Source organism: Rheinheimera baltica DSM 14885 (assembly GCF_000425345.1).
GTDB classification, from domain to species: domain Bacteria; phylum Pseudomonadota; class Gammaproteobacteria; order Enterobacterales; family Alteromonadaceae; genus Alishewanella; species Alishewanella baltica.
The window spans coordinates 67,880-88,891 of sequence record NZ_KE384353.1 but is presented as its reverse complement, the minus strand read 5'-3'; the positions used below and the strand labels follow the sequence as shown (position 1 = coordinate 88,891).

The 21,012-nt window shown below is 47.2% G+C and carries 16 protein-coding genes; 5 read left to right on the top strand and 11 right to left on the bottom strand.

Features of this window, described 5'->3' with window-relative positions; all coding sequences use genetic code 11:
* Positions 1 to 35: 35 nt before the first annotated feature.
* Positions 36 to 872, top strand: coding sequence for a 23S rRNA (adenine(2030)-N(6))-methyltransferase RlmJ (locus tag H595_RS0120970; protein WP_027672876.1), 837 nt, complete (start codon positions 36 to 38; stop codon positions 870 to 872).
* Between the two features lie 17 nt (positions 873 to 889).
* On the opposite strand, the gene H595_RS0120965 is transcribed toward H595_RS0120970, so the two are convergent.
* From H595_RS0120965 to H595_RS0120945, 5 genes are all read right to left on the bottom strand, one after another.
* Positions 890 to 2,008 carry a dienelactone hydrolase family protein gene (locus H595_RS0120965; protein WP_037055766.1) on the bottom strand — a complete coding sequence of 373 codons (1,119 nt, stop codon included), beginning with the start codon at positions 2,006 to 2,008 and terminating at the stop codon, positions 890 to 892.
* Entirely contained in the window at positions 2,008 to 2,553 is a 546-nt protein-coding gene (locus tag H595_RS0120960; protein WP_027672874.1) for a hydrolase, read from the bottom strand. The genes H595_RS0120965 and H595_RS0120960 overlap by 1 nt, the downstream gene beginning before the upstream one ends.
* 369 nt (positions 2,554 to 2,922) lie before the next feature.
* Complete coding sequence (rlmC, locus tag H595_RS0120955; protein WP_027672873.1) at positions 2,923 to 4,068, bottom strand: 23S rRNA (uracil(747)-C(5))-methyltransferase RlmC; 1,146 nt, start codon at positions 4,066 to 4,068, stop codon at positions 2,923 to 2,925.
* 68 nt (positions 4,069 to 4,136) lie between these two features.
* Positions 4,137 to 6,473 (bottom strand): penicillin-binding protein 1C, encoded by a 2,337-nt coding sequence (gene pbpC, locus H595_RS0120950; RefSeq protein WP_027672872.1) that lies wholly within the window; start codon positions 6,471 to 6,473, stop codon positions 4,137 to 4,139.
* 14 nt (positions 6,474 to 6,487) lie between these two features.
* The gene (locus H595_RS0120945) at positions 6,488 to 12,325 is read right to left on the bottom strand and encodes an alpha-2-macroglobulin (RefSeq protein ID WP_027672871.1); all 5,838 of its coding nucleotides are present in this window, start codon (positions 12,323 to 12,325) and stop codon (positions 6,488 to 6,490) included.
* Positions 12,326 to 12,631: 306 nt separating this feature from the next.
* Between H595_RS0120945 and H595_RS0120940 the strand changes: the two genes are divergently transcribed.
* Positions 12,632 to 12,991, top strand: a complete 360-nt coding sequence (locus H595_RS0120940; protein WP_027672870.1) for a hypothetical protein — start codon at positions 12,632 to 12,634, stop codon at positions 12,989 to 12,991.
* A gap of 3 nt (positions 12,992 to 12,994) precedes the next feature.
* Here H595_RS0120940 and thpR read toward each other — a convergent pair whose 3' ends face one another.
* Positions 12,995 to 13,522 (bottom strand): RNA 2',3'-cyclic phosphodiesterase, encoded by a 528-nt coding sequence (gene thpR / locus H595_RS0120935; RefSeq protein WP_027672869.1) that lies wholly within the window; start codon positions 13,520 to 13,522, stop codon positions 12,995 to 12,997.
* Positions 13,522 to 15,810, bottom strand: a complete 2,289-nt coding sequence (locus tag H595_RS23315; protein ID WP_037055786.1) for a YgiQ family radical SAM protein — start codon at positions 15,808 to 15,810, stop codon at positions 13,522 to 13,524. The genes thpR and H595_RS23315 overlap by 1 nt, the downstream gene beginning before the upstream one ends.
* 263 nt (positions 15,811 to 16,073) lie before the next feature.
* Here H595_RS23315 and H595_RS0120925 point away from each other — a divergent pair, with 263 nt between their 5' ends.
* A complete protein-coding gene (locus H595_RS0120925; RefSeq protein ID WP_156886058.1) occupies positions 16,074 to 17,234 on the top strand; it encodes a hypothetical protein in 1,161 nt (386 codons plus the stop codon).
* Positions 17,235 to 17,376: 142 nt separating this feature from the next.
* Here H595_RS0120925 and H595_RS0120920 read toward each other — a convergent pair whose 3' ends face one another.
* The 3 genes from H595_RS0120920 to H595_RS0120905 all read right to left on the bottom strand — a co-directional run bounded on the left by H595_RS0120920 (position 17,377) and on the right by H595_RS0120905 (position 18,916).
* Positions 17,377 to 17,670 (bottom strand): addiction module antidote protein, encoded by a 294-nt coding sequence (locus tag H595_RS0120920; protein ID WP_027672867.1) that lies wholly within the window; start codon positions 17,668 to 17,670, stop codon positions 17,377 to 17,379.
* A gap of 1 nt (position 17,671) precedes the next feature.
* Positions 17,672 to 17,971: a type II toxin-antitoxin system RelE/ParE family toxin gene (locus H595_RS0120915; protein ID WP_037055763.1), complete on the bottom strand. Its 300-nt coding sequence runs from the start codon at positions 17,969 to 17,971 to the stop codon at positions 17,672 to 17,674.
* Positions 17,972 to 18,289: 318 nt separating this feature from the next.
* Positions 18,290 to 18,916 (bottom strand): hypothetical protein, encoded by a 627-nt coding sequence (locus tag H595_RS0120905; protein ID WP_156886057.1) that lies wholly within the window; start codon positions 18,914 to 18,916, stop codon positions 18,290 to 18,292.
* Between the two features lie 342 nt (positions 18,917 to 19,258).
* On the opposite strand from H595_RS0120905, the gene H595_RS23310 reads away from it, so the two are divergent.
* Both H595_RS23310 and H595_RS0120895 read left to right on the top strand, forming a co-directional pair.
* Positions 19,259 to 19,591 carry a hypothetical protein gene (locus tag H595_RS23310; RefSeq protein WP_156886056.1) on the top strand — a complete coding sequence of 111 codons (333 nt, stop codon included), beginning with the start codon at positions 19,259 to 19,261 and terminating at the stop codon, positions 19,589 to 19,591.
* A complete protein-coding gene (locus tag H595_RS0120895; RefSeq protein WP_027672863.1) occupies positions 19,591 to 20,172 on the top strand; it encodes a hypothetical protein in 582 nt (193 codons plus the stop codon). Before H595_RS23310 ends, H595_RS0120895 begins: the two co-directional genes overlap by 1 nt.
* 46 nt (positions 20,173 to 20,218) lie before the next feature.
* On the opposite strand, the gene H595_RS23305 is transcribed toward H595_RS0120895, so the two are convergent.
* Positions 20,219 to 20,971 carry an esterase/lipase family protein gene (locus H595_RS23305; RefSeq protein ID WP_051220043.1) on the bottom strand — a complete coding sequence of 251 codons (753 nt, stop codon included), beginning with the start codon at positions 20,969 to 20,971 and terminating at the stop codon, positions 20,219 to 20,221.
* Positions 20,972 to 21,012 lie beyond the last annotated feature (41 nt).

Genomic DNA, 21,012 nt, shown 5'->3' with positions numbered 1-21,012 from the left:
GTCGGCCTTTGAATTTGCTGCTACGGGCCTTGTTTATGCTTAGTTATCGCCACAGTTATCATGCTGGTAATCATGCCGATGTGGTTAAACACCTGGTTCAGGTGGCCATTCTGGATTACCTGCTGCAAAAAGATAAGCCGTTTTGCTACCACGACAGCCATGCTGGTGCTGGGCTTTATAGCGTATTAGCTGAGCAGGCACAAAAAACCGGTGAGTATCAAACCGGTATTGGCAAATTGTGGCAATATCAAGCGGCGAGCCCGGCTTTGGCGCGTTATATCGAGCTGATTAAACAACTCAATAGCAATGATGAATTGGCGTTTTACCCTGGCTCACCGAAAATTGCTACCATGATGCTGCGTAACAGCGACAGTATTCAGGCTACCGAGCTACATCCAACAGACCATCCTATTTTGGCCAGCCAGTTTGTGCGGCGACGTCATAGCCGTATTGAGCATATGGATGCATGGGCAGGCTTTAAAGCCATGCTGCCACCGTTACATAAACGTGGCCTGATTTTAATAGACCCACCCTATGAGCTAAAAACCGAATATCAGGATGTGGTAGCCGGTTTGCAAAGCGCCTATCAGCGGTTTCCGCAGGCAACCTATGCCATATGGTATCCGGTTATTGAACGCAGTGCGGTAGAAGCCTTTATTAATGCCCTCGTCGCTACCGGCATTAAAGATATGCTGCGAATTGAACTGTGCCCACTGCCTGACAGCGATGGCTTTGGTATGACCGGTAGCGGTATGTTGGTGGTTAACCCGCCTTACACCCTGACAACCAATATGAAACAGGCCTTAACTGAATTAAGCCCACTGCTAAGCGATAGTTGTGAGTTTCAGGTAAATCAATTGGTGCCGGAATAAGTCAGTATATGACTTAATTATTTGGCTAACTGAGCCGCCAACCAGTTAAACGCCTGTTGCTGCTGCTGGGCATTAAACTCGTGGCTGAACTGTGGATATAACCGGGTGCTAAGTTTATCTGCTGCGCCATGCGCCTGCCACACCGCAGCCAATTGCCGATAGGCCTGTTCTACGCCAGCTTGCGGCATCAGCTTGTCCTTGCCGCCGTTAATAAACAACATGGCTTTGGGTGCTGCCAGCGCAGCAATGTCTGGAATGTCTAATTTTGCCGCCAAGCCCGGATGCAACATATAAAACGCCGATTGTCCTTTAAGAATATTATTACCGGGCGTTAATAAATGCTGATAGCTATTCAGCCAAGCTATTGCAACGCCTGCCTTAATATCGTCCGTTAACGCCGCCAATTGCCAGGCACGAAAAGCCCCCATGGAAAATCCCAGCACCGCAAGACGCTTGCTGTCGGCTTGTGGCAATTGCTTTAAAAACTGCACCAGTCGCAAGTCTTCGTAAGCCGCCATACCCGCTAAAGAGCGGCCAAGCATAAACATATTGCTCGCCAGCGCCTGCTGCGCACTAAATTCTATTGGCCCTCTATTGCTCCACCCTAAGGTGTCAGTGGCAATAACCAAATAACCTTGTTTAGCCAGAGCGTCGCCAATATAGTTGCCGCTAAAATATTTATCTGCCCATTGCTGCGCAGAACTTAAGCGCTCGTCGGTTGCAAAAGGTTTGATCAGTTTTTCTTTGCCAATGTCAAAACGGGCACCATGATCATGCAGCAGTAACACGGCAGGTGCCGGTTTGGTGTCCTCGGGCTGAAGCAGCATAAGCTGCACCCGGCTTTGCGCCGTTAATTGTATTGACCAAAGCTGTGCGCTATAGCCCTCTCGCGCTTCGGTTTTTAGCAGTTTGGCGGCAAAATCACTATTGTCATCTGGCCAGAGTAATGCTTCGCGCAGCGCAGCTCGGCCCTTTACACGCCACTGGTTAATATCGCTAAACTGCGCCTTATTCCAGCTAAGCGGGTAGCGATGCTGTGGTATAAGTTGCTGATAAAAATCGGGTAATTGCTGCTCAATCAGGTTGTTAGCTTGTAACGGTAAAGCCAGTAATAGCAATAAAACAACACGCCACATTATCGGATCCAGCCTTTGCTAATTTGACGAAATGTATCGGTGCCGCAGCATTCTAACCATTCAAAGGCCAGCATTTCTTTGCTGATAATTTGGGCGCCGGCTTGTTGCATGCGGCTAAGTGCCAATTGTTTGTTTTGTACAGTGCGCGAGCCTACAGCTTCTGCCACCACAAACACCTGATAGCCCAGTGCCAGTAAATCCAGTACCGATTGCAGCACACAAACATGGGCTTCAATGCCCAGCACGACAACTTGCTTACGCTCTGTACAGGCCAGGCTACTGGCAATATGCGCTTCTTTTAGCGCACTAAAGTGCATTTTTTGCAGCACCTGCGCCTCGGGTATCAGCTCTGCCAATGCAGGCAGTGTGGCACCTATGCCCTGCGGATACTGCTCTGTCGCCCACACCGGTACTTCTAGTTGCAGTGCCACCTGCAGCACCCATGCAGCCGCCTGCTCAACGTCTTTGTGCTCAAAAATAGCCGGCGCCAGCTTTTGCTGCATATCAATTAGTAGCACTAGCGAATGTTGCACTTGAAGTAGCATAGCAGTTCCCGTTAGTGAAAATCGCGTTTAGAAAGGTTAAGTTCAGCCAAAAGCACTGATAAGTCAACCAGCTTAGCGGCGATACTATGTGATAAAGGGACTATTAAACAAAAAGAAACGTTAGTTGGATAAACCAGAGCTAACTAAGCTGGCATTAAACTGAAGATGTTTTAGCACAGCCAAGTAATTATAGGCATACTGGTAGGCCGGCGTTAAGCCTAATGCCAGTCAGTTAAGGTTTAATTTGCCATCGGCTTGCCCACACTAACACGCCGTAAACCCATCCATGGGGGCTCGTTTCAGCCCGTCCAGGGCTGAAACGGTGAGTTTAGGGCAAACCGATTCTGCATAGTTGATCAGCATTAAGCTTTAATCCAACTTTTTCAGCAAGGTTAACACCTCGTAGTGACTACTGTGGGCGAACATATCAAATAGCTGCACTTTCACTAACGAGTAGTTTGAAAGCTGCGACAAGTCCTGGGCCAGAGTTTGAGCATTACAACTGGAGTACAATAACCAGGCAGGTGCTAAGCGTTCAATATCCTGACACAACGGCTTTCCCAGCCCGCGCCGAGGTGGGTTAACCACCAATAAATCGGGGGCACGTTCTGCGGCTTTAGCAAAGGCTGTAGAATCCAGTGCCTGAAAGTTTACTTTGGTTAAACCAAGTTCGGCTGCCGAACGCGTGGCACTGGCAATCGCTTTTGGCGCAATTTCAATGCCGGTAAGCTGCTGCTCAGGGCTAACCAGATGCAAACCAAAACCACCGACACCACAAAATAGATCCCAAATATGCTTAAACTGGCCCTGCTGTTGTTGCAGTTCGATCGCCCAGTCTGCCGCCGTTTGGTAGAGCGAAGCCGCCATGGCCGGCTGAGTCTGAAAAAAACTCTGTGGCTGTAAATACAGCGGGATCTGGTTTAACTGCTCAGCTAAAACACTTTGCTTAGTCAGTAAAATTTCTTCTTCGCCTTCCAGTACTGCGGCAGGCAAGGGCTGTAAATTAACGGAACACACTGCAAGCTCTGGGAGTTGTTGTATTAACCAGGGTAAATGTTTTTGTATCGACGCTAAGCAGTTTTTAGAGCGCAACACAAAGCGCAACATAAAACGGCCTCTGTGCAGGCTTTGGCTCAGCAGAATAAACTTAAGCTCGCCACGGCGGCTGGCAATATCGTAAGGCGTAAGCTTAGCGCGGGAAATAAAGGCTTTGCATAGCGCAAACACCGGTGCGAAAGCGGCTGGATACAGCGGGCAGTCGGCTAAATCAACCGCTTCGCCTTGCGCATTAATAATGCCCAGCATTGGCGCATCTACCGTGCCCAGCACCACCATTTTCGCTTTGTAGCGAAAGCCTTGCTCGCTACTTGCAACCGGAGCCAACAGCTCAGGTGTATTGAAAGGTGCCAATAAGGATATCAGCTGTTGCTGCTTTTCACTTAATTGTGCTGCATAGGGTTTACTCAGCCAGTGGCATGACAGGCAGCGTTTCGCGTCGAAGTGGGCGCAGTGCATAGGTTATCCGCAAACATTTAACAATCAAGGGTATTTTACCCTAGCAAACGCCTATAAGCACCCACCGGCTACTGTACCTGTAAACGCTGAGTCGCTACACCGCCTAAATCATCTACGACTCTAAGCTGAAACTCACCGGCTTCGGCATGCCAAAATACGGTTTCACCAGGCGCTGCAACGCCAAGGTAGCGGTTATCAATAAACCAATGTACTTGGGTAACTGCACCATCAAAGCTAGCCTGCAGGGCAATTTTTTGCTGATCGGCATGTTTACCCAGCTGATAGGTTAAACCTGGCTGAGGCGATCGAATTTGCGGCGCTTGTTGCGATAATAACACCCCTGAACCGCACGCATCCTGATACGGTGGCGGTAAGGTCAGTAAGATACCCGCCTGCTGGTAAGCCTCTGCGATATCAGACGGCCAGAATTCAAACACTTTTAGTGCTGTTTGCGGCGGCGAATGTCGGCACGCTCTTAGACCGGTATCAACGTATATCGGTATAGCCCGGTGTACATTTGACACGCTAATTGGCGACACCCCGGGAATAAACCAACCCGGCTGTGTTTGCGGGCAGTATTTATTTGGCAGCTCACCACTGCGACTACACAAGGCTATTTGCTTGAGGTTAAGACTATTATCGGCGGTAAATAGTTGCTTTTCTGCCGCAACATCGCGTGGCAACAGGGCTAACAATTCAAATAATAACGGGCCGGCAGCGGCGCGCCCGACCAGGTTAGGGTTAGAGCTGCCATCAAAATTACCCAACCACACGGCTAAAACATAGTCACCACTAAGCCCTATCGCCCAGGCATCACGAAACGCATAAGAGGTACCGGTTTTCCACGCTACCGGAGCAGTGTCTATCAATTCAGTCAGTAAAGCCGTTTGAGGTTTAGTATGTTGTCGCAGCATATCCAGGGTTAAAAACGCCGCTTCAGGTGATAACAACGCTTGTGTAGCAGCCGTTACCGGCTGTGCTTGCCATTGCATAGTTTGCCAGTTGCCGCCATTACCCAGCATGGCATACAACTGCACCAGATGCTGCATGCTCAGCTCCATACCCCCCAATACTAACGCCAAGCCATAGTGTTCTGGCTTATATTGCAGCGGCACTTGTGCTTGCTTTAACCAGTGATAAAAATCCGGCTTGGTAAGGCTGGCCTGTAATTGTACTGCGGGTACATTACGGCTGTTGATCAGCGCTTCCGTGGCATTTACCGGGCCGACAAAGCGCCGGTCAAAGTTTTCCGGGTTAAAACTACCATAACGGCGCGGCAGATCATTTAGCAAACTTTGCGGATGAATAACGCCCTGTTGCAAGGCCAAAGCATACACAAATGGCTTTAGTGCCGAGCCCGGTGAGCGCAGCGCCGTAACACCATCAACCTGGCCCGAAATAGCCGTATTATAAAAATCGGCTGAGCCCAGCCAGGCTTGTATCTGCATGGTGCTGCGTTTAACCAACAGCACACTGGCATTGGTAAAGCCTTTATCACTGTTGCGACGCAAATACCCTGCTACACCTCGCTGAATTTGCTGCTGAGTCTTTTGCTGCAAGCTGGTGTAAAAACGCCCTTCTGTTAGCCCCTGCACTTGTAGCTGGTTAATAAAATGCGGCGCATCGTAGGCTAAATCGGCTCGGTTATTAAACTGCAGCGGCAAGCTTAAACGTTGTGCCATACTTTGCTCTGCCACCGGATACTGCTGTAACCACAATGTCACTAAGCGCTGACGCGCCAGTTCCAGTTGCTGTTCACCTGCTGTGCTTAACGGGCTACGCTGGTTCGGGTTTTGAGGGATCACGCTAAGCGCCAGCGCTTCGGCTACCGTTAAACGGCTTGCTTCTTTGCCAAAGTAAATCAAGCTGGCCGCGGCCACACCTTCAATGTTGCCGCCGTAAGGGGCGTAATTGAAGTAAGCTTCGAGGATGTCATCTTTCGAAAAATGTCGTTCCAGATAAAGCGCATACACCAGCTGCTGCAGCTTACCGCCCATGGTGCTGGTATTCAGTTTAAAGTGCAGCCGCGCTAATTGCATGCTCAGTGTTGATGCGCCTTGTCGTCTGCCCCCTTTAATAACACCTTGCCAGAAGGCCCGGCCCACCGCGCTGAGGTCGACACCAAAATGACGATAAAACTGCCTGTCCTCATATAACAGCGTGGCCTGTTGCAATGCCGGAGCAATATCTGCCAGAGGTACTCGTAAGCGGTAACGTTGATCGCCAGCTAACCTCAGACTTAACAATTCCCCTTCAGCCGAAAAATATGCACTACTTTGCTGATAGCCGCTATAAAGTGTTGGCTTTGGCGACAGTATCAGCATTAACAGCGGCAACAGTACAAGTGTCCCCGCCACTGCCAGTGGCCGCCATTGCCAAACGCTTAATCGCCTTTTATCTGCCACTTTCACAGTCCGGCTTAGTCAGTATCTGCCGCATTCACCACAAAGCGTCCTACTGCGGTACTGGCATAAACTGAGAGATCGTACATCGACTGTGCTGATGCCATGGGTATTATAAAGTCGCCGGCCGCCGTGACTTTTACCTGATAACGCAGCTCTGTCATCTGCGGACCAAAACTGGCGTAATACACCACCCTGTCTTCACGAATATCGACATAGTCGGCGCGCCAACGCCCATGTTGACGCGGTACAGAACTACGCACTACAGCAAAGCCTGCTGGTAATAAATCTACCACGGCAATATTGCTGTGCCAGCCCGTTGTTAAACTACGCAGTCGCAAGCGCACAGTAAGCTCTTCACCTTGCTTGGCGTGGGTAACGCTATTGCCGTCTGCGTCTAAATAATCCCGCACGACTTCCAATTGCTGCGCTTGCACTTTGGTTGCCGGCTGCTTGGCATAACCACTTTCGCTTATGGCGTAAAACAGCTGCTGTTGGCTTTCAAGCAGTATTTTCTCAGCGCTCGTAGTAAAGACGGCGCGCGGTATGGCATTGGCGTTATCCGCCTTTGACAGTGCAGTACGCTGCCCTTTGTCATCAAGTTGATAAAACTTAGGGGCTACAGCCACTGAGTCCGGCTGAAGCTGGCCGTAAGCTGACAATGCCAGTACAGTATATGCCGAGCCAATAGTGTTGTACTCGCCTTTAAATACCGGCTGCAATAAATCTAGTATGTCTCTTCCATTCAATGCGTTGGCTTGTTCAGCAAAATGGCTGGCCAGTAAATATACATACTGTGCATCCAAGCTAAGTTGTGACTGAAAAGCCGGGTTAGCAAATGGCGGTAACGGCAGAGTAACTTGTGCCAAATAGCTGCTTTGCAATGTTGAAGGCTTGCCCAAACGATACCCCGATAACAAACCACGGGCTAATTCCGGCTTTTGTAATAACTGATAACTGGCGGCCATATAAATAGCAGTAATGTCGCCCTGCCAGCCTTGCTTATGCTGTTTTTCCAGGCGTTCGTGCAATTCCACCAGATAATTGGTAGTCACTTCACCGCTGCGGGTTAACAGGTAAATTGCATTGGCGCGCAAGCGTGCCTGATACAAATTAGCTCCACTTTGCCTGGCAACATTACGCAAATATTCTATGCCTTGTTGATACAAATAATCGGGTACTGCCAGCCCTTGCTCCCGCGCGGCCAGCAAAAAGTGCATCACATAAATGCTGGGGAAGTCTCCACTGCTGTAGCCACCCGGCCAAAAACTGAAACCGCCGTCACTTTGCTGGCGCTCAGCCAATTTTTGTATTAACACGGCAAATTTTTCATTTAGCATTGGCCACTGCGCTTGATACGCTGGCTGCTGCACAAGCCCTATCCAGGGGAATACCTGCGACACCACCTGCTCGGTACAACCGTGTGGGTAGTGTGAGAGATAATCGGTAAAGCTTTCAGCCAGCACCAGCGGATTAGCCGAGGCAATAACATGCTGCTGCGCAAACTCAGTATACAACGGATAACGTGTATCTAATGTCACCGGCCCCTTATCCGCAAACCCTGCCTGCAGCGTAGTGTGGTAATCACTGGCCGGACGAATACTCAGGCTAATATCACGACTGGCATCTTCTATTAGCTCACCTTGCTGATACGTAGCGCTAAAGCTCAGGCTGGCTTCAACGGGCTTATCACCCGCTTTTAGCCTAAAGCGCGCGCTTTGTTCACTGTTTTCGCTGATATTAAGTACCTGCTCAGTTGCCCCCACAGCACTTAGGCTATCGGGCAAGGTTAACTGAACTCTGATCGCGGCATCTTTACCTGAGCCTTTTACACCGTTAGCCACAGACACACTCACATCAAACTCATCACCGGGGGCTGCACTGGTGAGCACATCCGGTGTTAATACGAAGGGGCCGCGTACCCGCACATCTTTACTGGTGGCCGATAACGCGGCATCACTTACCGCTACCGCCATTAATTTCAAATTGCCACTGAAGCTAGCGGGAACAGTGACCTGCCCAGAAGCTAACTCTGGGCCGGCTTTTACGATGCCTAACCAAAATACTCCGGGTTGATCGGCCTTGCGCGCAAAGGGGTTTAAGTTACTGTCCAGCATCGCTGCGGCCATTGCCCTTCGCTCAGCATCACCGCCCACGCCAGCCAACTGACGCTGTAACGCACTGAATTCTGGTAAAATTAAATCCAGCATTTGCAAGCTGCGTACCTGCAATGCCCGTTTTTGCAAATAATGCGACAACGGATCCGGCAGCTGATACCCCGCCACCTGTAAAATGCCTTCATCAACACCATACAACAGTAAATCAGCGGGTTGGTCGGTTTTATAGCCTAGCGTGAAGGGTTTACCCGGCCGAACTTCTTGTGGCGCTACCAGGCTAATATCTAGCTGACGTTTACTGCGGTCAATATTAAATGGCACCACAGCATAGCTTAGCGGGCTAACAAACAGCGCATCAGAGTCGGCTCCGCGCACAAAGCTCACATTGATATACGCATTGCCTTCAATCCCCTCAGGCAACTGAATATGCTGAATACTGCTGGTGGTGTCGGCAGTAAACCAGCTAAAGGCATGCACTTTGTCAGTTTCAATGCTAATTAAACCAGTACCGGTATAGGGCGCAGTAATATTCAGCTCTATACGGTCACCGGCTTTGTAATCCGTTTTATCCAGCCGAACGTTAAGCGCGGCATTTTTTTCCAGCATGGCACTGATATTACCGGCACCTATTACACTAAACGCAATGCTGCCTAATAACTGTTCACCCTTTTGCAGCAGCAACTCATAATCACCGGCGGTGTCAGTTGGGAATGCATAGGTGCTGCCCTGTGCCGCGATACTAAACGGCGTTTCACTCACATTAATCTGCTGTACTATGCTCTGGTACTGATAGGTACCATCGTTCTGCTTAACCAGGCTAGACAGCGGCCGCTTTTCAACCAGCTTCAGCGTTAATTCCTCTAGCGCAATTTGCGCTAACGCATTATTAACGGCAATAAATTCCACATTACGGCTTTGTTGTTTTTTCAGGTAGCTCAGCTCACCATCAGTTTTTATGCCGACCAACTCGTTTAACGGTGATAGCAAAGCACTATGCCTGCTTTGTACACTTCTGCCACCGCCACCGTCGAAACCCTCCGTTGTTAATAGAAGACGATAAGTACCGCCGCTATATTGCGATAACGGCAGGTTAAAACTGGCTTTACCGTCAGCGTCGGTTTGCTGCTCATCCAGGCTCTGTCGCACACTGGCCCGGTTAACTTGCTCGCTTTGTGGCGCGAGAAAGCGATAATCCGGGTATTCACTAAAGTTAAAGTGGGTTGGGATCAGCTCAAATTTAGCCGTTACTTTGCGCTGCTGTGCTGGGGTGCCAAACAGGTTGTCTAACTGCACCAGGGCAACTAAATTTTCCGGTGATAACCAGCCCTGGGCTACCGTCGCCGAAATGTTTTGGTTAAAGCGACTGCTAATTTTTAACGTATCGGGTTGAAATTCTTCCACAGCAAAACTTACTGAACCCAAATGCCGTGTGGTATTGCCTTTAGTATCGAGCAAGCTAATATTGGCATGATAGTTACCGGTGTCACTGTTGGCTTGCGTGTCCACACTAAAACTGTGCATACCACGACCACTCAATTGAAAATTTTGCTGCCAAAAGGTTGTACCGCGCGGTCCCTGCACGTGAATTTTTAGCGGTAGTTTTTGCTCTGCTAACGATAAATCGTTATGGCGAATTATCGCCGCCAGTTGCACCTGTTCACCGGGGCGGTAAATACCCCTATCGCTAAACATATAGGCGCTTAAACCCTTTTCACTTTGATCACTCTGATAGCGGCCACTGGTATTAAATTTAGAGTAATCCAACTGCCGGCTGTAGCGGTCATACGGAATAAAGCTGCTATCCGTTACGCCATTACTGGTGCGGCTTACTAAATACACTACCGGTTGACGCTCACGCACAAAGCCATTCGTCTTGCCCAGTTTGACACTGCCATTTGCATCGGTGGTGCCGTTTTGCACCGCCACGCCGTTTTTCCCCAACAGTGCTACCTTCGCACCGGCAACAGGCTTACCATTGGCTGTAGACATGACAAAAACCTGCTGCGTTGTATCCGCATTATGTTTTACCAATAGCCCTAAATCAGTCACTAGCACGACTCGCTTATCTAACTCACGGCCTTGTTGTTTTGGCCGTGCCGGGTCAAATTCAGACAATTGAATAAAAAACACCCCCATACCGGCTTTAGCCAGATAGGGTTGCAATGATAATGACAGATAATTAGCCTGTTTGGCGTGGCTGCTTGCCAAAGAAAAGGTTTTTTCATACAGGCTGCTGATGTTGCTTTCATCAAAGTTGTAGTTAAAAAAGTGTGGCTGGCTAATATCACCACTGGTTTGGCTGATAAAGTGGTTTAGCTGCTGTGGCAACAATTTGTGCAGCTTTACCCGAACGCCTTTTACACCGCGGCTTAGCAATTGCAACGTCTGCTCACCGCTTAATGTTAGCATAGCGCCTTCACCCATAATGCGGGCTTCTTGCGGGTACTTAGGTGCCTTAACCACAGCACGGTATTCGCTAGCTAAGCTAAAATCACTAACCGACTGCAGGCCCTTAGCGACACTCACAAATACACTTTGGCCTGGTGGTAAATCCAGTTTAATGCTAAAGGCGTTATTATGCTGCTCCGGGGTTGGCATCAGCTCAAAACTATGCAAATTAGCTTGCTGCAATACGCTATTGTTTACCTCTCCCGGCGCCCAATAATTAGAATTACGTTTTGGATGCTTAGGCAGCACATATAATTTAAGTTTGTTTTGTAATTCCGTGCGGCTAATGCGATCGGTAAAACTCAGCAACAACATTTGCTCGGGTTCTTGCTCAGGTGTACGAACAATATCGGTACGCAGCTCGTCTACCTTTAAAAAACTGGTTTGATCCGGTACCAATAATTGCTGGGCAATGTCATTCTCTGTTGTGCCCTTGCCCAATCGCGCCTTAATACCGCGCTTTAACGACAAGGTTAAGTACTGTTCTCGCTCTGGCAAGGTAAGCGCAATTGATTGCACGTAGAGCTCGCGGCCGGTTTTATCGGCGCTTAATTCAAATGCCAGTGGTTGACCTTTGCTACTCACCTCACCACCATCTGGGCGCATTATCAGCGACATTTGTGCTTTAACACTGTCAATATCAACTGGATGGCTAAATTTTAATGTCGCAACGATTTGACGCGTGGCTTGCTCAGTTGGGTGCTGATAAAAACGAAGTTGGTTAATGTTTACTGTTAAAGGCGCAGTATTAACTGTGTATTCAAATTCCGACAACCGCATACCTACCGCAAAAATACGTTTATCCAGCTTCACATCAAAACGACTGCCCGCCGGCCAAGCCTGCTCTGGTGTAAAAGTTAGTGTGTTGTCATCCTGCCACAGCCACTTGCCGGCAATGTCTGGTGTAATACTTACACCCTCGGTTAACACTTCGCCAATTAAATCCAGCCGCGCGGCGGATAACGGCGCCAGTACAGGTTGCCGTTGTGGCTGGTTGCGCATGTCGTAGTTAAATTTTAAGCGGAGTAAGGTTGGTTGCTCTACATCGTCCTGATAATGCCCTACTTCTGGGTTGGTCACTGTTGCTATTATTCGCAACGGTTTAGGCAGTTGTTGATAGTAGTAATAGCCTCCAACAGCACTACCAACCAGCGCCAGCATTGCCACAATTATCCCCCAAAACTTTGTAGGCCGCTGCTGTGCATTTTTCCTAAGTTGTGCCAACCAGACAGGAGCGACCCACTGAACAGACCCAAATATTTTGTATAACAATGACCCGGAGGCAGGCATAACTAATCCTTGTAAGCGAAAGGCTTCAGCGAGTATAAGCGGCGAAAATTAATCGAGCATGAACTATAACAGTTTGTATTACCTCGCTTAAGCACTAACGCCTAAACAAGGGTTACATCAGCATTCTTAAGTACATTTGCTATCACACTGCAGTATACAGCCAGCACGGCAATTCAAAAAACAAAATGATAATTTAATGATAATTTAATGATGCAGATTTATCATTTGACCCAATTTTAATTCCATTATTGACTGTTACAGCGTTAAGCAAAACAACCAAGACAAAAATATCAATAAGGAAAAACAATGAAAAAAATTCTTACTGCTCTGGGTCTTTTAATGGCATCTGGTTTTACTATGGCTGCGCAAATGGAATGTATGGTTGATACAGCGAATTATGATCAGTGGTCAACCGGAGAATGTTCAAGTTTCGAATATACATTAGATAGAAAGCCAAACAATGCTATCTGGCGTATTGTGGGTATTCAAAAACCCGTTTCTTCAGTTATTTGGTCTGAGCGTACTACCGGCTGCAGTACTAGCGCAACCAGCTGCACTAAAGCAATTCCACCTTATAGCTACCATGTAGGTAAAGCTACCGTTTTATATACTGATGGCACTTATGAGATCTTACAAGCTACCGCGCAGTTTGAAACGGGCTTTTAAGCGTTAAACCAAACCAAGGCGATAAATGTGCAAGGGGCTATAACGCACCTTGCCATTTATATTGTCGGATAAATAAAGCGCAAACTCACTTACATCCAGCATTAACGGCGCTACCCTCTGCTTAAATTGCCATGAATACCTTGCCTGCCTAGCCAGCGTAATATGCGGCCGGTATTTATCATGAATATCGCTAAAACCTTCTGCGTGACAACACTCTGACACTTGCTGCTGTAACTGCAACAGCGCGTCGGGTAGCTGCGACGGCGCCAAATACAAAATTTTCGGCTTGTTAAAACAGCTTAAAGTATCCAGCGTGATACTAAATTGGGCTAATTTAATACGCCCTGCGGCGCTAATCAGCCGCTGTTGCTGTTCGCTATCTGTCTGGCCTAAGAAAAACAGTGTTAAGTGCAGGTTGCCGCTAGCTACAGCTTTAGCGTCAGGGCATATCGCCAGTGCTTGTTGCTGATACAGCAGCAACTGTTGTTGCTGCGCATGGGAGAATTTAAGGCTGAAAAACAGCCTTTGCATTAGCTTTTAGACCGGGATGGGGTTTTACCACCGGCTTTAGCCTGCGGTTTTCCGCTATTGACTGTCCCACCGCTACTGTCGTTAGCGGCTGGCTTCGCCCCCTTTTTAGCACTGGGCTTTGCTGCAAACGGCTTTTTACCGGTTTTAGCTATAGCACTGGCCGCTGGGTTTAACCCGGTGTGGCGGCTAAGTGCAGGTTTGCCACCTTTGCCTGGCTTTTTAAACTGCTCGTCGCGGCTTTCTTCTGGCACTAAACAGCCTTTGCTGCGGCCAATCAGGTGCTTTAAACCCATTTTAATCAGCGCTTCGCGAATTTGCGGCCAGCCTTTGGGGTCGTGGTAGCGCAGTATGGCCTTGTGCAAGCGGCGCTGACGTTCACCTTTGGGCACCGGTACTACTTCTGAATTCGCTTTATTAATATTTTTCAGCGAGTTCATTTCCGTGTGGTAAATGGTGGTCGCATTTGCCATTGGGCTGGGGTAAAAGTTTTGTACCTGATCCAGTTTAAAATCACGCTCTTTCAGCCATAACGCCAGGTTAACCATGTCCATATCGGTGGTGCCTGGGTGCGCCGCAATAAAGTACGGAATTAAAAACTGCTCTTTACCGGCTTCTTTGCTAAAGCGGTCGAACATTTCTTTAAACTTGTCATAGGCACCCATACCCGGCTTCATCATCTTCGATAACGGGCCTTCTTCGGTATGCTCAGGCGCTATTTTTAAATAGCCGCCAACATGGTGCTGCACCAGCTCGCGCACATAATTCGGGTCTTCTACCGCTAAGTCGTAACGTACGCCGGAGGCAACCAGTACTTTTTTAATGCCGGGCAAATTACGCGCTTCGCGATACAGCTCTACCGTTGGGCTTTGGTCGGTGTCCATATGCTCGCAAATGGTGGGGTACACACAACTTGGCCTACGACAGGTTTGCTCGGCTTTAGGGTTTTTACAATTTAAGCGGTACATATTGGCTGTAGGGCCACCAAGATCGGATATCACGCCGGTAAAACCCGGCACTTTGTCGCGAATATCCTTAATCTCTTGCATTATCGACTCTTTCGAGCGACTTTGAATAACACGGCCTTCATGCTCGGTAATAGAACAGAACGAGCAGCCACCAAAGCAGCCGCGCATGATATTCACCGAGGTTTTAATCATCTCGTAAGCGGGAATTTTATCTTTGCCATATACCGGATGCGGTACACGCTGATACGGCAGGCCAAACACTAAATCCATCTCTTCCGTGCTAAGCGGAAACGCCGGTGGGTTTACCCACAAATGCCGGTCGCCATGGCGCTGCATTATTGCGCGGGCACAGCCCGGGTTAGTTTCCTGGTGCAAAATACGCGAGGCATGCGCATACAACGGCTTGTTAACACTCACTTGTTCAAACGCTGGCAGTTTTACGTAGGTTTGCTCCCACGGTTTTTGCCGTGGTGGTTGCACCATAATAGGTTTGGCCTCAACCTCTTGTGGCTTGGTTAAATCGATACCGGCTTTAGCAAACTCAGAGTAGCTGCTGCAACCCACATCATCGGCACCATAAGGGTTGTATATCGGGTCAATTTTGCCAATTTTATCTATCGCGGTAGAGTCTACGCCGCGCCAGCCAGGTAATGGCTCTTTGCGAATAACGGCCGTACCGCGAACATCTTGTATCTCGTTTACCGGCACGCCCGAAGCAATACGGTGCGCCACTTCGACCAAAGGCCGCTCGGCATTGCCATAAATAAGAATATCGGCCTTGGCATCAAAAATGACCGAACGGCGTATTTTCTCTGACCAGTAATCATAATGGGCAATACGGCGTAAGCTGGCTTCAATACCACCAATAATCACCGGCACATCTTTATAGGCTTCTTTGCAGCGCTGGGTATATACCGTAACCGCCCGGTCCGGCCGTTTGCCGCCAATATCACCGGCGGTATAGGCATCATCGTGGCGCAGCTTTTTATCCGCAGTGTAGCGGTTTATCATCGAATCCATATTGCCGGCCGACACACCATAAAACAGGTTCGGCTTGCCCAGGCGCATAAAGTCGTCTTTGCTGTGCCAATCGGGCTGCGAAATAATACCCACCCGAAAACCCTGCGCTTCTAACATGCGCCCTACTACGGCCATACCAAAGCTGGGGTGGTCTACGTAGGCATCGCCTACAACCAAAATAACATCGCAGCTATCCCAGCCAAGCGTATCCATCTCGGCGCGCGACATAGGCAAAAATGGCGCCGTGCCATAGCACTCGGCCCAGTATTTCGGATAAGAGAATAAATCACGCTCAGGCGCCATCCGTGCGACAGGTGCAGACTTTCGAAGATTAACGGATGAAGCTGTGGTCATAAATTGCACGCCTGAGAGTAACAAGGGCGCGTATTATACAAGGAGTAATGGGGAAAGGCGAATGGTGGCTTGCATGAGTTAAAAAACATAAATTTACAAAACACAAACATAAACATAAACAGGCGAAATAATTGAAAAGTACCACACTAACGTTCATTATCGCGCTGGTATAAATTTTCCCCAACAAAATTAGCAAATTACGGAACTATGCTGTGAAGGATTACAATTACAACCCTGTCATTAGGTACTGTTTACTACCGTATATGTTTTTATCACTGGTGGTTATTTCAGTAGTTGCAGGAATAGCTAAGCATTACATAGAAATTATTGATTACCTTTCAAACTTCATACACAGAAGTGATGCTGGAATTGTATTAATTGCAAGCTTAGCATTATTAGTCGGTGTTTTGTTCCGATTTACTACTATGCGCTTACCGGACCTTATTGAACGGAAACCAACTAAAAACACTAAGCGCGTTCGGCCAAAGCGAACCAGCTTCGGCTTTTTTATTTTACTTACTATGTCGTCAGGTATTTTGCTGGGTATTGCACTTGAACGTTTTAACGCGGGGAAAAGCGTAATAAGCATAAAAAATCTAAATGAGGTTAAAAAGCGGCCAGCTAATAAGTACTTCTTTTACAGAGGAGAATCTGAATTAGTTAGTCAAGAAAGCTTTTTTTACTATCGCTACTCAAGCTATGCAAAATACAAAAACAAAGAAAATATAGCCGCATACTATGGCGGGCTTGTTAGATCAGGCAATAACAGCAAAGACACTATTTTTTTGTATATAGCTGATGACTACTTACTTGGTGGCGAAAAGGATAAAGCAGAAGAAGTAAGGGTAGCCAATGTTGCTTTGGAACATCAAAGAAGAGATTTTAATAAGTTTTTACAACACGGCGGCTACCTGGCGCAGGGCAGTATTTCGCAAGCATTTCAGCAAAGCAGTGATTTAGTGCAAAAAGATAAGTACTTGCTCGCTTGCTGCAGCAAACACTACGGAATAACGGGCGAACCATCATCAACTGGTTCAATTTTAGTGTTTTTTTCTGTTGTTTTTTACTTCATGTGCCTAATACCTATTTTCTTTGACCTGAATAAAAAGGTAGATGACAAGAAATTCAAGGTCTTTCTGACTGTTCCGTCGCTTTATGAAAAGCTCTTTAAATTTCGATACACCATTGGCGGCATAAAACAATACAACCACGACGATCCTACCTACAAGGTTATTGATTACAAAATCAAAAAGGAAAGAGACTTTAGGTTATGTGAACTTTGCGGAGCAAAGATGAAATGGAGTACTCAGACTAACACTGACAAATCAACGACGAAAGTTTGGCGCTGCCAAAATGCTAGCTGTGGAAAATAAACGCCAAAGTAACGTTGAGACAATTAATTACGTTTTAACCTCTGATGCCATATCAGGCGAATGGCTATATTGGTCAAGGCTTTATTTGCTACAAAAATAAAGGCCGCAATAATGCGCCCCCTAGGTTGTTTTGGCGTGGCGGCTATGCCGCTGGCTTTACGCTGAATTGCAAGCCAAGTGCTTTGGCAACTTTCAGTACTGTGCTTAACTGCGGGTTACCGTCTGCAGACAAGGCTTTGTATAAACTCTCGCGACCTAGGCCGGTGTCGCGCGATAAGGTTGCCATGCCTTTGGCACGGGCAATATCCCCCAATGCTTTAGCAACAAAGCTGGCATCACCATCGCATTCAGCAATAGAGGCTTCAAGGTACGCCGCCATTTCCTCTGGTGTACGCAGATGCTCTGCTACATCGTAATCTTGCAGTTTTATGCTCATATTACACCTCAAGGTTGTTTACTAATTGATACGCTAATTCGATATCAGTACGCTGGCTCGCTTTATCACCGCCACACAACAGAATGATCAGCACATTGTGCCGCTGCGTGTAATACACCCTGTACCCTGGCCCAACATCAATTTTCAGCTCTGACAAACCAGGCTTTAAATTACGATAAACACCAGGGTTACCAGACGCCAAGCGCTGTATACGGGCTTGAATGCGTGCTCTGCCCTGAATATCTTTTAAGCTATCCAGCCAGTGACTGAACTGCTCAGTTGCTTTAATTTTCTTTATCATCACATTGTATCCCTTAAGATACTCATTGCAAGATTATCTTGTGTTAAAAGCGACTATTGTAAACGCAAGCATGTTGCCAGCGAATATTATTAACTTTTTATTAACCTTAGCCAACCTTAGAAAATTAGCAATTTTTCAAGAGATACGATTGTGTTGTGGCATATATCTATTGGCATTTTCTGAAAAAATTAACCAAGCTAGGACTTTGTTTGCTGCAAAAACTAAGGGCGCAATATTGCGCCCTTATGAGGTGTTGGTGTACCGGAAAGTTTAGTGCGCAGCACACTGATGCGTCTCAGTATAGATTACCAAACCGCACTAATTCTGCTCTGCTTCTGCGGCTCGTTGCGCACGCTGCTGTTTTATTTTCTCTTCCTGTAGTAAAAACTGGCGTCGTGCTTCCTGCTGCCTTTCCCTTTGCTGCAGCATTTGCTCAACTTGTTTTGACTCATCCCAGACACCACGCTGCACAATTCGCTTAACGTCAGCGTCGAAACACAAGGCAGGATTTAATGTCCAGGCACTGTAAGTAACGCGGGTGAACATCAAGGTGGTTGCGGGGCAAGGTTGATACCCCACATCAACAATTTTAGACTCAAAATAGCTATTAATCAGATACTTAAAAATAAAAACAAAAGCAAAGCTTACCAGCATTGCTGTCGAAAACGCCTTGACGAACCGTTGGCCTTTTACTGAGGGTTGTTTGCTGCGAATTAAGTAGAATGTAGATCTAATACTAAATAGCAGCATTAGCACAAGAAACACTACTATACCTGGAGCATAAGCATCAGATCCACTTATAACGATAAGTTGTCTGCCGCTATAAATGGCTTCAAGCTGGCTTTCGAGTTGCAACGAAAAAAGCCAGAGCATCAGGCCAATCATCAATATGGAAAAAATAGCCAAGCCTATCCCTGAAAGTATGGCTTTAGTTCTTTGCTGCAAGGCCCCTCCTGCTCCGATTGAAATTTACAGATTTACGTTAATGCCTAGCCAAAATATTTCAGGCTGACTTTGCCTGTGTAACCAGCGCTTCAGTCTGAAACAAATTATACATCAATGAATCATTTAATTTACATTAAATCATTTCTCTTATAGGATCTTTGAGATGCTAAAATCAAAACCTAATAAGGATGTTACTCATGCAATCTGCATTACTCCCTTCGCTGTATCGAAATCAAGAGTTAAAACGCAAGCAAAGCGCTTTATGACAAGGATTGGTATAAATACAGTACGCTGGCGCTGGATACTATTTCTGTTGGTATGGCGTTGCATTCTGGTGCCAGCTTGATAAAGAATTACCATCATCTGAAAAAAGCCAGTGGTATTAGCCCGGATAAATTTTTGCACAACCTCAACCGGCATGAGCGTAAAAGGTTGACACTGGAAATTGTAAAACTAAACCATCCGGCCTTAGCACATTCAAATAACGCATTAAAACGTATGATCAATGCCAACATGTACCCTAAGCGTTATCAACAAATACAAATAAATGATGCGTTAAGGGTGCGGATTAAAGATGCCGTCGCTGGCATACTCAATTTCGGTGGAAGCGCCACTGGTGGCAGCATTAAATATCTGGCTGTAGGCGTTTATACGTCGACAGATGCGGAGCAATAATGATTAACCGACACAGCCAATTACAACACCGTCTGGTTGAAACGGTAAAACACGAGCTCGGGCCGGAGTATATCCGCTTGTTTGCCCCCCATTTCCTAAGTCATGGCATGCCTGCAGGTATAACAGGCATGATGTCAAGCTGTGCTGCAGCACTGTACTTTTTTTATTTCCTAATAAGCATTATTGGTTTAGCCAATGCAGTAAACGTGGTTGAACACTATTTTTTCATATTGATTCCGGTTGCTGCATTTGTGGTTTTGGCTTACACCTTTCCATTTCAGGATATGGTCATGGGTAAGAAGGACCATTTAGCCTATTTTAAAAAGTTTGCGCTTGTTTGCACTCTGATATCGATATTTGGCTTTTTTTTTCTTGAAATACCAACCTATTCCGGACAATTGCCTGAAAAAGTCTTTCTGGCGCTGCCCGTAGTGATAGGTAGTATCTTTTGCATACTCGTCCACAGTGATAAGTTTGCAGCCATGCTGGCGTACCAGCAAAAACTTTGGGTAATTAAGCAACGGCTAGTTGAAGAAGAAAAAACCTTGGTGGCTGAGTTAAAAAGAAAAAACAAAAAATAGAACCATTATATAACCTGCGAACAGCCGATTAAATTTACTAAAGAATTTAAACCGTACTCGTTTTAAGCTTTATCTGCGCAGGACAAGCAAACTGCTGTGCGTTGTCGCCGAAAAAGCTACCGCTGCTTAAAAAATGTAGCACCTGGTCAATAACCTGTTGCCGTTTCATCAAAAACGGGTGCGATATATCCACCGTCACCAGTGCACACATGCCTTCTACTTTGGTGTTTTCAACCGACACCTTGCCATCATCCGGGTTAGGCAAAAACGTTGATAGTATTAGGTTGATAGAGCTGGTGCCGGCAATAACCCCCAATTCGAAACTTACCGGCCCCAATTGCTTGGGGATATCTTGCGCGCCGGTACCAAGCTGCATACCAGCCGGGCCATTAAACGCTTCAAAACCTGGTACATCTTTTAAATTATCGACCACCTGGCTGCCCTGATTGGGCGGCCCCATCATTACTACCCGGCCTAAATCGGCAATAACGTTATATCGCGTATACTGGCGAAGCAAAATACCGCCCATAGAATGGGTAACAAAATGAATAACACGGCTTTGCTTTGCGCGACACTGTGCAAGGGCTGGCGCAATAGCCATTGGTGCTAAAACTTCAATGGCATGCTCGCGTGAGGGGTAATCGACATTCACGCTATGGTAGCCCGCTGCATCAAGTGCCTGCTGCATGGTTTCCAATGCACTAGCGCTGCTTGCCAAGCCATGCAATAACACAACGCAGTCTTTAGCTACTGTGTTAAATGACATCAGCAGCAAAAAGGCTGACAGTATTACTCGCATGCTATTCCTTAAGTTGTCAAAAGCTGAGCAAGGTTAACGCT